This window comes from Methylobacterium sp. Leaf117, from assembly GCF_001422985.1.
In the GTDB taxonomy this organism is placed as follows: domain Bacteria; phylum Pseudomonadota; class Alphaproteobacteria; order Rhizobiales; family Beijerinckiaceae; genus Methylobacterium.
Genome location: NZ_LMNL01000023.1, coordinates 315,068 through 327,469, shown reverse-complemented (window position 1 = coordinate 327,469; position 12,402 = coordinate 315,068). Strand labels below are relative to the sequence as shown.

Here is a 12,402-nt window from a genome sequence, read left to right as displayed (position 1 = left end):
GATGAGCGACCCGCTGGCCCAGCTCGGCTACGTCCACAGCCGCCTCGTTCGCCACTCGGCCGAGAGCGCGGCGGCGATTCCCGACCTCGACGCACCCGGTGCGTGCATCGTCGTGCTGGCCGGGGACCGCGTCGTGCTCGCGGGCGAGACGGCGCTTTTGGCGCCGGACACGGCGACTCGTCTGGGCACGCGCAGCCTGACGCTGTTCCTCGGCCGCCTCGATGGACACCCGGTCTTCGCCGCCGCCGTGCCGGCGGAGGTGGCCGAGGGCCTCGAGGCCGATCCGGAGTTCCGCACCAACGACCTGCGCAGCCTCGCGGGCGAAGGCCGGATCGCCCCCCATGAACTCGGGCTCCTCGCTACGGCGAAGTCCCTGCTCGGCTGGCATGCGCGCCACGGCTTCTGCGCGAATTGCGGAACCCCGACGACCCTCGCGGCCGGCGGCTACCGCCGCGAATGCGCGGCCTGCGGCACGCACCACTTCCCCCGCACCGATCCCGTGGTGATCATGCTGATCACCCGGGGCGATGCCTGCCTGCTCGGACGCTCGCCGCGCTTCAACGAGGGCATGTATTCCTGCCTTGCCGGTTTCCTGGAGCCCGGCGAGACTGTGGAGGATGCCGTACGGCGAGAGACGTTCGAGGAGGTCGGCCTGACCATCGGGGCCGTACGCTACCACGCCTCGCAGCCCTGGCCCTTCCCGTCCTCGCTGATGATCGGCTGCGTTGCCGAAAGCCTCGACGACATCATCACAATCGACCCGGAGGAACTCGCCGACGCGCGCTGGTTCTCGCGGGCCGACGTCACCGCCATGCTGGACGGCCGCCATCCCGAGGGACTGACTGCGCCGCCCCCGCTGGCGATCGCCCACCTGCTGGTGCGGGCCTTCGTCGAGGGGCGGGCCTGAACCCGAGACCGTTCACGCGAGGACGCGGATCGGCGCACCGTCGAGATAAGCCGAAATATCCTCAACGATTTCAGGGAAGTAGGTGCGATAGTTGCGCTCTGTGACGTAGCCGAGATGCGGCGTCGCCAGGACGTTGGGCAGGCGACGCCAGAGAGAATCCGGCGGCAGCGGCTCGGTCTCGAAGACGTCGAGGCCGGCGCCGGCGATGCGGTTCTCGCGCAACGCGGCGATCAGCGCGGCCTCGTCCACGATCGCGGCCCGGGACGTGTTGATGAGGTAGGCGTCAGGCCGCATCCGGCTCAAGGCCGCGGCGTCGACGAGGCCGCGGGTGCGGTCGCCGAGGACGAGGTGGATCGAGACCACGTCGCTGTCCTCCAGCAGCGCCTCCAGGGAGGGCGCCAGGGCGACGCCCTCGGCCGCGGCCCGGTCGGCCGTGAGGTTCTGGCTCCAGGCGCTGACCCGCATGCCGAAGGCCTGCCCGATCCGGGCGACGCGGGCGCCGGTCTTGCCGAGTCCCAGGAGGCCGAGGCGGCGACCCGCGAGATCACGGCCGACGCTGCTCTGCCACGGTCCGCCGCTCCGCAGGGCCTGCACCTCGGGTACGAGGTGGCGGGCGAGGCCGAGAATCAGCGCCCAGGTCAGTTCCACAGGCGGTTCGGGGTGACTGGCGGTGCCGCAGACCGTGACGCCGTGGGCGCGGGCGGCGGCGAGATCGATCGCGGCGTTGCGCATACCGCTGGTGACGAGGAGCTTCAGGCGCGGCAGCCGGGCGAACAGGTCGGCCGGAAAAGGCGTGCGCTCGCGCATCAGCACCACGATCTCGCAGTCCTGGATCGCATCGACCAACGCGTCCCGTATTTCGAAGGTCGCGTCGAGGTCGCGGAGTTTGACGCGGTCCAGCAGCCCTGACCAATCCGCCATCGTCGGGCCGACGCCCTGGTAGTCGTCGAGGATCGCGCAGGTCAGCATGGGACATCCTGTCTGGGGAGGATGGGGCTACGCCACGGCGGAACGCTTGGCCAGGGGGCGGCGGGGCTTTGACTCCGGCGCCCGAAACCGGCACCCCCGGGATCGAATATGATCACGATTCGTTCTCAAGCTTGAGACGGGTTCGGCGACGCGGAGGGAGCGAGCGAGATGGGGCCGACATCCGGGCCGCCGGCCTACGCCGAACTCGCGGTGACCACGAACTTCTCGTTCCTGCGCGGAGCTTCGTCCCCCGGCGAGATGGTGGGGCAGGCCGCCGAACTCGGGCTGCACGCCATCGGCATCGCCGACCGCAACACCCTGGCGGGGATCGTGCGGGGCCATGCCGAGGCGAAGCGGCGCCGGGCCGCCGGCGAACCCGGCATCCGCTTCCTGCCGGGCGTGCGGCTGGTGACCGAGGACGGCTTCGAGGTCGTCGCCTACCCGATGGACCGGGCCGCCTATGGCCGCCTGTGCCGGCTCCTGACCCTGGGCAACCGCCGCTCGGAGAAGGGCCAGTGCCGGTTCGGTTTTCCGGAGCTTCTGGAGGCCAGCGCGGGGCAGATGCTGATCGCGATTCCCCCGGAAGACCTTGTGGGGAAGGAGCTCGACGACACGCATCCGTTCCTGGAGCGGCTGGCATTGCTGGCGGACCAGGCCCCCGGCCGGGTCACCCTGGCGGGCAGCCACCGCCGGCGCGGCGACGAGCGACGACGGCTCGGGCAGCTCGCCGTCTGGGGAGACCGCCTCGGCGCGCCCCTGGTGGCGGTCTCGGACGCGCTCTACCACCACCCGGACCGGCGCCCCCTGCAGGATGTCGTGTCCTGCATTCGCGAGGGCTGCACCCTGAACGCGGCGGGCTACCGCCTGGAGGCCAATGCCGAGAGGCACCTGAGGCCCGCCGATGCGATGGCCCGCCTGTTCGCCGACCATCCCGAGGCCCTGGCCCGCACGATCGAGATCGCCGAGACCTGCGACTTCTCCCTGGACGAACTGACCTATGAATATCCCGACGAGCCGGTGCCGCCGGGCTTCACCGCTCAGGCCTACCTCAGAGATCAGGTGATGAAGCGCGCCCAATGGCGCTATCCCGATGGCATTCCAGAACAAATCACGAACACGATCGAAGACGAGCTGCGCCTGATCCACAAGATGAACTACGCGCGCTACTTCCTCACCCTGTTCGACATCGTCGAATTCGCGCGCAAGCGCGGCATCCTGTGCCAGGGGCGCGGCTCGGCGGCCAATTCCGTGGTCTGCTACTGCCTGGGCATCACGGCGGTCGACCCCACCGAGATCCGGCTGCTGTTCGCCCGCTTCATCTCGGAAAACCGGGCCGAGCCCCCCGACATCGACGTGGATTTCGAGCACGAGCGCCGCGAGGAGGTGATCCAGTACCTCTACGACCGCTACGGCCGCGACCGGGCCGCGATCTGCGCCACGGTGATCCATTACCGCCCGCGCAGCGCCATCCGGGAGGTCGGCAAGGTCCTCGGCCTGCCCCCCGACATCACCGGCGTGATGGCCGACACGGTCTGGGGCTCCTGGGGCAAGGATCTGCCGGACGCGCATATCCGGCAGGCCGGGCTCGACCCGGACAATCCGCGGATCCGGCAGGCGCTGGAACTCGCCCATGCGCTGATCGGCTTCCCGCGCCACCTGTCGCAGCACGTGGGCGGCTTCGTGCTGACGCGCGGGCGCCTGGACGAGACCGTGCCGGTGGGCAACGGCGCCATGGCGGACCGCACCTTCATCGAGTGGGACAAGGACGACATCGACGTCCTCGGCCTGATGAAGGTCGACGTGCTGGCGCTGGGCATGCTGAGCTGCCTGCGCCGGGGCGTGGATTTCCTGGCGCGCGCGTACGGCCACGACTACCCGACGCTGGCCGACCTGCCGCGCGAGGACCCCGCCACCTACGCGATGCTGGCCCGGGCCGATTCGGTCGGCGTGTTCCAGGTCGAGAGCCGGGCGCAGATGTCGATGCTGCCGCGCCTGAAGCCGCGGGAATTCTACGATCTGGTGGTCCAGGTCGCGATCGTGCGGCCGGGTCCGATCCAGGGCGACATGGTCCATCCCTACCTGCGCCGGCGCCAGGGGATCGAGCCGGTGGAGTACCCCTCGCCCCATCCCGACCATGGGCCGGCCAACGAACTCGAGAGCGTGCTCCGGCGGACCTACGGGGTGCCCCTGTTCCAGGAGCACGCCATGCAGATCGCCATCACGGCCGCCGGATTCGAGCCGCACGAGGCCGACGGCCTGCGCCGGGCCATGGCGACCTTCCGGCACAACGGCCAGATCGTGAACTTCCGCACCAAGTTCGTCGAGGGCATGGTGGCCCGCGGCTATCCGCGCGACTTCACCGAGCGCTGCTTCAAGCAGATCGAGGGGTTTTCCACCTACGGCTTCCCGGAGAGCCACGCGGCGAGCTTCGCCCTGCTGGTCTACGCCTCGGCCTGGATGAAGTGCCGGCACCCGGACGTCTTCCTGGCGGCGATCCTGAACTCCCAGCCGATGGGCTTCTACCAGCCGGCGCAGCTGGTGCGCGACGCCCGCGCCCACGGGGTCGAGGTGCGCGGCATCGACGTCAATGCCAGCGACTGGGACTGCACCCTGGAGCCCGCCTCGGAGCCGCCGCCGCCCGGTGTCGAGCGGCGCTTCGCCGTGCGCCTCGGCCTGCGCCAGGTGAGCGGGGTGCCGCAGGCCGCCATGCACCGCCTCGTCGCCCTGCGGGGCAATGGCTACGCCAGCATCGAGGGCCTGCAGGCGGCCCTGGCGCTGCCCCGCAACGCCCTGGAGCGGCTGGCGGAGGCGGATGCGTTCCGCTCCCTCGACCTCGACCGGCGGGCCGCCCTCTGGGCGGTGCGGACCCTGGAGGGCACCTCGGCCCGCAAGGCCGCCCTGCGGGCGGGCGGGGACCGGCGGGCGCACCTCCTCGACACGCCGATGCCGCTCTTCGCCTTCCACGCCGATGACGGGCTGTTCCGGGCCGAGCCCGCCGTGGCCCTGCCCGCCCTGGAGGCCTCCGAGCACGTGGCCGAGGATTACGCCGCCACCGGCCTGTCGCTGAAGGGCCACCCGGTGGCGTTCTTCCGGGAGCGCCTGGCCCGCATCGGCGCGATCCCGGCCCGCGACCACCACGACGCCACCCGCGTGGCCCACAACGCCCGGGTCACGGTGGCGGGGCTCGTGCTCACCCGGCAGCGGCCGGGCACGGCGCGCGGCACGGTGTTCCTGACCCTGGAGGACGAGACCGGCATCGCCAACGTCATCGTCTGGCGCGACGTGTTCGAGGCCAACCGCGCCGTCGCCATGGGGGGGCGCTTCCTCGCGGTGCGGGGCCGGGTGCAGCGCCAGGGCCTCGTGGTCCACCTGCTGGCCGAGCGCTTCCGCGATCTCTCGCCGGCGTTGCGCGACCTGCGGGCGGGCGGCCTGCGCCTGCCGCCCGAGACCACGGATTTCGGGGCGCCCGAAGATCGACGAATTTACCGCAGCCGCGATTTCCATTGAGGCTAAATCACGACTGTCGCCCCGGCCCGCTGGTCAGCCGACGCCGGCCCCAGTAAATCTGGTGCGATTCCAAAGAGACGACGACGCTGCCCCAATTTTCGACCCGCACCTCAAAGAGTCCGGTCTCATGGTGGAAAGGCTGGCAGGCCGTCCACGCGACCGAGCGCCTGCGCGCGCGCGTCTGGCTCGGCGAGGGCGCCGCACTGGCTGCCTCGGCCCTGGCCCTGGCCCTGCGCTTCGCCCTCGACGACGTGCTGCCGCCGGGCTTTCCCTACCTGACCTTCTTCCCGGCCGTCATCCTGACGACCTTCTTCTTCGGCCTGCGGCCCGGCATCACCTGCGCGATCCTGAGCGGTCTGGCCGCCTGGTACTTCTTCATTCCGCCGGACACCGGCTTCATCCTCGACGGGCCGAGCGCCCTGGCCCTGACCTTCTACGCCTTCATCGTCACGGTCGACATCGCGCTGATCCACATCATGCACCGGGCGGGCGAGCGGCTGCGCACCGAGCAGGCGGTGACGGCGGGGCTCTACGAGCAGCAGCGCACCATGTTCCAGGAGCTGCAGCACCGGGTCGCCAACAACATGCAGTTCGTGGCGGCCCTTCTGACGCTGCAGAAGCGCAAGGTCGGCGACGACCCGAAGGCGGCGCTGACCGCCCTCGACGAGGCTCGGGTGCGGCTCGAGACGATCTCGCGCATCCACCGCCGCCTCTACGATCCGAGCAGCATCGAGGGCCCGGTCGGCCAGTACCTCAAGGAACTCTGCGCCGACCTCCTCGATGCCACGGGGGCACAGAACATCGTCTGCCTGGTGGACATGCCCCCGGTGCGGCTCGACCTGTCCCAGCTCACCACCCTGTCGCTGCTCGTGGTCGAGTTGGTGACCAACGCCCTGAAGCACGCCTTCCCGGACGGGCGGCGCGGCACCATCACGATCCAGATCGAACGGCTCGATCCCGCGCGCCTGCAGCTGACCATCGCGGATGACGGGCGCGGCATGCCGGTGAACTTCGACCCGGAGACCAGCCGCAGCCTCGGCTTCCGCATCGCGCAGGGCCTCGCCGGGCAGCTCGGCGGGCAGCTCGATTACAGCAATGCGGGCGGCACCGTGGTCCGCCTCGCTTTCGCGGCTTGAACGCCCCTCACGCCGTCCCGGACAGCCGGAGCCCAGCCATGCGACCGCCCAGCGTCCCCCTGCTCCTCAGCGCGTTCTGGCTCGTCGTGAGTCTTGGCGGTTCCGGCCCCGCGCGGGCCGACGATTGCGACGGCCTCGCCGGCCGCATCGCCGGCGCCATGGGCGGCAAGGTCGGCCGGCGGACCGGCCCCAGCATCGACATCCGCGTTCCCGGCGGACTCAAGCTCGACCTGACCTGCCGGGCCGAGCCCATCGTGCAGGCGGCCTCGGCCGAACCGACGCCCTCGGCGGCCTATTTCGCCGACCTCGCCCTGGCGGCCGAGATCGTGATCGGCGAGAGCGCCGGCGCGGTCCAGGCGGCCATCGCCACGGCGCATGCCACCGCCCTCAAGGAGCGGCGCAAATCCTTCATCCAGCAGAACGGATGGTCGGCGAGCTGCTACACCGACACCAGCGGCTCGATCCGGACCCTGTGCTCGGTGGGACGGATTCCGCCGGGGTGATCCCCCCTCGGGAGGCGCGGATCAGCCGAGACCCGCACCCCGTCGTCAATCCCAGCGCAGATCAGTACTCGATCACGTCTTCCAGGGCGTAGTGCTTCACCGTCTTCCGGTTGGCGATGAGCTCGTCGATGGTGGGCTCACCCCGCATGGCGCGGCCGATGGCGAGCTTCGTCGCCTCGTAATTGGTGCGGTAGAGGTCCTTCTGGTCGAGGTTGGCGTCGTCGGCGCAGCGCGGGTCGAGCCAGATCATGATGATCATGCACAGGTCGTCGAGGCCGTCCTTCGGCAGCACGCCTTCGATCACGCAGTCGATGATCGCGTCGCCGGTGGCGGCCTGGACCACGCCGCCGAGAAGCTCGACATAGGCGGCCGTGTGGATCGTCGCCTTGGTGGTCATCATGGTGGCCGGGCGCACGAGCTGGTTGAGGTCGCGCACCACGAACATCCGGGTGTGGCCCTGGACCTGGCCCATCATGCCGGCGAAGGCCTGGCCGGCCGGGCCGCGGGTGGAGCCGATCAGGACCTCGGGCATCGCGTCGGTGTACTGCCCTTCCGCCGCGAGCACGGTGGCCTCCCCGGTACGGAACCAGATCTCGGACATGGGGTCTTCCTCCAACGAATGATGCTCGGACCCGGTCTTCGGGCCGCGTCGGGGCGCACAAACACCAGGGGGCGGCACGGCGTCAATCGAGGCCGCCCGATCTCTCCCGCCCGGATGCTCTTAACCGCGCCCCTGGCCTCGCGCCGCGGGATCGGTCATGCAGGAGCGCCGCCGACCGGGAGAGTCGACGGCGGGGAAGAGGCGCGTGAACCCGATGAGTACGGAACGGGACTGGAGCGTGGCGGTGGCGGCCGCGCCGGACGGGGTGCGGATCGAGATCGGCCTGCCCGACCTCGACGGACGGCCCGTCACGGCGATCCTGGCCCTCGACCGGGAGGAGGCCCGCACCCTGGCCCGCGCGCTGCTCGCAGCCTCCGGCGACGCGATGGAGCGGACGTTTCCGCGCGCTCCCGGATCGGCCGAAGGTTAGAGACCAACGCGGTTGCTGCGGCCCGGCAGCCGCGGCACCTTGGCGTCGCGGGCCTCGATCGGCGCCGCGCAGGTGTAGCTGAACTCGGTCTGCAGGTCGGTGAACACGGTCTCGCCGCTGATCCGGCAATCTTCGCGCGCCGTCTCGTTGAGGTAGGTCCGGGCCGCCTCGCGGAAGCGCTTGACCCGGGTCAGGCCCGGATCGCCGCCGACGAACGCATCGTCGATGCCGCAACCGGTGGTCTCGCGCAGGGTGTTGGACACGATCAGCATCTTGCGGACCCGGCGCTGGTCGTAGACCTCGTAGGGGTCCTTGCAGCCGATGGTCACGACCTGGGGCGTCAGGCTGACATAGGTCTTCGAGATATAGGCGAAGCCGGTGCAGCCCGAGGCGATGAGCCCGAGCGCGACGGTGGCGACGAGGGAGCCGGTGAGCCGGTACACGATTCAGGCGCCCTTCGCTGGTCTCGGGCCATGGTTGAGCCGGACCGGCATTGAAGCGCAGGCGGGCCCACGGTCAAGCCTCGCCCGGCCACATCCCGGTGTGATTCGATCCCGCCCCGGATTCCGGGACGGGATCGGGCGCCCTACTCCGCGGCGGCGGCGAGGTAGCGGGCCGGATCGTAGTTGAGGATCGGGCCGAGCCAGCGCTCGACCTCGCGCACATCCATGCCCTTGCGCACGGCATAATCCTCGACCTGGTCGCGCTCGACCTTGGCGACGCCGAAGTAATGCGAGTCCGGGTGGGCGATGTAGAGGCCCGACACCGAGGAGCCCGGCCACATGGCGTAGGACTCGGTGAGCTTCACGCCGATGCGCGACTCGGCCTTGAGCAGGTCGAACAGCGTGACCTTCTCGGTGTGATCGGGCTGCGAGGGATAACCGGGGGCGGGACGGATGCCGGCATATTCCTCGCGCACGAGGTCTTCCGGCGCATACGTCTCGTCGGCGGCATAGCCCCAGAATTCGCGACGCACGCGCTCGTGCATGCGCTCGGCCAGGGCCTCGGCGATGCGGTCGGCCAGGGCCTTGACCAGGATCGAGCGGTAATCGTCGTTGGCCCGCTCGAAGCGCTCGGCGATACGCACCTCCTCCAGGCCGGCCGTGACCACGAAGCCGCCGACGTAATCGGCGATGCCGGTCTCGGCGGGGGCGACGAAGTCGGACAGGCAGGTGTTGGCACGCCCGTCACGCTTGCTCAGCTGCTGGCGCAGGCCGAAGAAGGTCGCGAGTTTCTCCGACCGGCTCTCGCCGGTGAACAGGGTGATGTCGTCGCCGACCGCGTTCGCCGGCCAGAAGCCGATGACCGCCTTCGGGTTGAACCAGCGCTCGGACACGATCTGGGCCAGCATCTCCTGCGCGTCGTCGAACAGCGCCTTGGCGGCCGGACCCTGATTGGGGTCCTCGAAGATCGCCGGGTAGCGGCCCTTGAACTCGTAGGTCTGCAGGAACGGCGTCCAGTCGATGTAGGGCACGAGGTCGGCGACCTCGTAGGAGGAGTAGACCCGCGTGCCGGTGAAGCTGGGCTTCCGGGGCTGGTAGCCCGACCAGTCGATCCGGAACGGGTTGGCCCGAGCCTTGGCCAGCGGCAGGCGCTGCTTGTCGAGTTCGGAGCGCGCATGCGCGTCCGAGACCTTTCGGTACTCGGCCCGGATGTTGGCGATGGTGGTGTCCCGCGTCTCCTTGGAGAGCAGGCTGGAGACCACGCCGACGGCGCGGCTCGCATCGGTGACGTAGACGGTCTGGCCCCGGTTGTACGAGGGGTGGATCTTCACCGCCGTGTGGACGCGGCTGGTGGTGGCGCCGCCGATGAGAAGCGGCACGTCGAAGCCTTCGCGCTCCATCTCGGCCGCGACGTGGACCATCTCGTCCAGCGACGGGGTGATGAGGCCGGACAGACCGACGATGTCGACGTTCTCCTTGCGCGCGACGTCGAGGATCTTGGCCGCCGGCACCATCACGCCGAGGTCGATGATCTCGTAGTTGTTGCAGGCCAGCACGACGCCGACGATGTTCTTGCCGATGTCGTGGACGTCGCCCTTCACGGTCGCCATCAGGATCTTGCCCGCGGCCTGGCGCTTGCCGTCACCGCCATTGGCGAGCTTCTCCGCCTCCATGAACGGCTCGAGATAGGCCACGGCCTGCTTCATCACGCGGGCGGACTTCACCACCTGCGGCAGGAACATCTTGCCTGAGCCGAACAGGTCGCCGACCACGTTCATGCCGGCCATCAGCGGCCCTTCGATGACGTGGAGCGGACGTTCGACGCCGAGGCGGGCTTCCTCCGTATCGGCGACGACGAACTCGGTGATGCCGTTGACCAGGGCGTGCTCCAGGCGCTTCTGCACCGGCGCCTCGCGCCAGGACAGGTCGGCGGTCTTGGCCTGGACGCCGCCGCCGGACTTGAAGCGCTCGGCCGCCTCCAGCAGGCGGTCGGTGGAATCGTCGCGGCGGTTGAGGACGACGTCCTCGCAGAGCTCGCGCAGTTCGGCCGGAAGCTCGGCGTAGATCGCGAGCTGGCCGGCATTCACGATGCCCATGTCCATGCCGACCTGGATCGCGTGATACAGGAACACCGCGTGCATGGCCTCGCGCACCGGCTCGTTGCCCCGGAAGGCGAAGCTGAGATTCGAGATGCCGCCCGAGATGTGGGCGTGGGGCAGGGTCTCGCGGATAGTCTTGGTCGCCTCGATGAAGGCGACGCCGTAGCCGTTATGCTCCTCGATGCCAGTGGCGACGGCGAACACGTTCGGATCGAAGATGATGTCTTCCGGCGGAAAGCCGATCTGCTCGGTGAGGACCTTGTAGGCCTTGGTGCAGATCTCGACCTTGCGCTCGTAGCTGTCGGCCTGACCCTGCTCGTCGAACGCCATCACCACCACGGCGGCGCCGTAGGAGCGGCACACCTTGGCGTCGCTGATGAACTTCTCGACGCCCTCCTTCATGGAGATCGAGTTCACGATCGCCTTGCCCTGGACGCACTTAAGCCCGGCCTCGATGACGTGGAACTTCGAGGAATCGATCATCACCGGCACGCGGGCGATGTCGGGCTCGGCGGCGACGAGGTTGAGGAACTCGACCATCGCCTTCTCGGAATCGAGCAGGCCCTCGTCCATGTTGATGTCGATGATGCTGGCGCCCGCCGCCACCTGATCGCGGGCGACGTCGAGGGCCGCCGCGTAATCGCCGGCGGTGATCAGCTTCCTGAACTTGGCCGAGCCGGTGACGTTGGTGCGCTCCCCGACGTTCACGAAGGGGATCTCCTTCGTCAGGGTGAACGGCTCCAGGCCCGACAGGCGCATCAGGCGGGGCACCTCGGGGATGGCACGGGGCTTCACGCCCTCCACGGCCTGCGCGATGGCGCGGATGTGATCCGGGGTGGTGCCGCAGCAGCCGCCGACCATGTTGACGAGGCCGGCGGTGGCGAACTCGCCCACCAGCTTGCCCATGGCCTCGGGGCTCTCGTCGTAGAGGCCGAACTCATTGGGCAGGCCCGCATTCGGATAGGCGCAGACCAGGGTGTCGGCGATGCGCGACAGTTCCGAGATGTGGCCGCGCATCTCCTTGGCGCCGAGCGCGCAGTTCAGCCCGATGGTGAGCGGGCTGGCATGGCGCAGGGCATTCCAGAACGCCTCCGGCGTCTGGCCCGAGAGCGTCCGGCCGGACAGGTCGGTGATGGTGCCCGAGATCATGATCGGCAGGACCATGTCCCGCTCCTCGAACACCGCCCAGGCCGCCGCCACGGCCGCCTTGGCGTTGAGGGTGTCGAAGATGGTCTCAATCAGGATCAGCTCGGCGCCGCCATCCATCAGGCCGCGGACCTGCTCGATATAGGCCTGCTTGACCCCATCGAAGGTCACGGCCCGGTAGCCCGGATTGTTGACGTCCGGCGAGATCGACAAGGTGCGATTGGTCGGGCCGATGGCGCCGGCCACGAAGCGGCGGCGGCCGTCCTGCTCTTCGGCGAGCTTGGCGGCCTCGCGGGCGAGGCGCGCGCCCTCGGCGTTCAGCTCGTGGATGATCGATTCCATGCCGTAATCGGCCTGGGCAATGGTGGTGCCCGAGAAGGTGTTGGTCTCGCAGACGTCGGCGCCGGCCAGGAAGTAGTCGAGGTGGATCTGCCGGATCGCGTCGGGCTGGGTCAGGATCAGAAGGTCGTTGTTGCCCTTCTGGTCGTGGCCGTGATCGGGAAAGCGCGTGCCGCGAAAATCCGCTTCGCCGTAGCCGAGGCGCTGGATCACCGTGCCCATCGCCCCGTCGAGGACGAGGATTTTTTCCGCCGCCCGCTGACGCAGGGCCGCTTCGATCTCTTTTCCGTCAACGGGGCGCAGGTCGGTCATGGGCTTCTCA

General features: G+C 69.5%; 9 protein-coding genes. 5 read left to right on the top strand and 4 right to left on the bottom strand.

Going from position 1 to position 12,402, the window contains the following annotated elements:
- The first annotated feature begins 1 nt into the window (after position 1).
- Entirely contained in the window at positions 2–907 is a 906-nt protein-coding gene (gene nudC / locus ASF57_RS12960; RefSeq protein WP_056483889.1) for an NAD(+) diphosphatase, read from the top strand.
- 12 nt (positions 908–919) lie between these two features.
- Here nudC and ASF57_RS12955 read toward each other — a convergent pair whose 3' ends face one another.
- Positions 920–1,876 carry a D-2-hydroxyacid dehydrogenase family protein gene (locus tag ASF57_RS12955; protein WP_056483886.1) on the bottom strand — a complete coding sequence of 319 codons (957 nt, stop codon included), beginning with the start codon at positions 1,874–1,876 and terminating at the stop codon, positions 920–922.
- 168 nt (positions 1,877–2,044) lie between these two features.
- Between ASF57_RS12955 and ASF57_RS12950 the strand changes: the two genes are divergently transcribed.
- The 3 genes from ASF57_RS12950 to ASF57_RS12940 all read left to right on the top strand — a co-directional run bounded on the left by ASF57_RS12950 (position 2,045) and on the right by ASF57_RS12940 (position 7,022).
- On the top strand, positions 2,045–5,383 hold the full coding sequence (locus tag ASF57_RS12950) for an error-prone DNA polymerase (RefSeq protein WP_056483883.1): 3,339 nt from the start codon (positions 2,045–2,047) through the stop codon (positions 5,381–5,383).
- Positions 5,384–5,550: 167 nt separating this feature from the next.
- Positions 5,551–6,519: a histidine kinase dimerization/phosphoacceptor domain -containing protein gene (locus ASF57_RS12945; protein WP_156376118.1), complete on the top strand. Its 969-nt coding sequence runs from the start codon at positions 5,551–5,553 to the stop codon at positions 6,517–6,519.
- A gap of 38 nt (positions 6,520–6,557) precedes the next feature.
- Positions 6,558–7,022, top strand: a complete 465-nt coding sequence (locus tag ASF57_RS12940) for a hypothetical protein (protein ID WP_056483877.1) — start codon at positions 6,558–6,560, stop codon at positions 7,020–7,022.
- A 61-nt stretch (positions 7,023–7,083) separates the two neighbouring features.
- Here ASF57_RS12940 and fae read toward each other — a convergent pair whose 3' ends face one another.
- The gene (fae, locus tag ASF57_RS12935; RefSeq protein WP_056179128.1) at positions 7,084–7,623 is read right to left on the bottom strand and encodes a formaldehyde-activating enzyme; all 540 of its coding nucleotides are present in this window, start codon (positions 7,621–7,623) and stop codon (positions 7,084–7,086) included.
- A 214-nt stretch (positions 7,624–7,837) separates the two neighbouring features.
- Between fae and ASF57_RS12930 the strand changes: the two genes are divergently transcribed.
- Positions 7,838–8,053 carry a hypothetical protein gene (locus ASF57_RS12930; RefSeq protein ID WP_156376117.1) on the top strand — a complete coding sequence of 72 codons (216 nt, stop codon included), beginning with the start codon at positions 7,838–7,840 and terminating at the stop codon, positions 8,051–8,053.
- Here ASF57_RS12930 and ASF57_RS12925 read toward each other — a convergent pair.
- On the bottom strand, positions 8,050–8,496 hold the full coding sequence (locus tag ASF57_RS12925; protein WP_056483871.1) for a hypothetical protein: 447 nt from the start codon (positions 8,494–8,496) through the stop codon (positions 8,050–8,052). The genes ASF57_RS12930 and ASF57_RS12925 overlap by 4 nt on opposite strands.
- A 143-nt stretch (positions 8,497–8,639) precedes the next feature.
- The gene (gene metH / locus ASF57_RS12920; protein WP_056483868.1) at positions 8,640–12,392 is read right to left on the bottom strand and encodes a methionine synthase; all 3,753 of its coding nucleotides are present in this window, start codon (positions 12,390–12,392) and stop codon (positions 8,640–8,642) included.
- Positions 12,393–12,402: the final 10 nt, after the last annotated feature.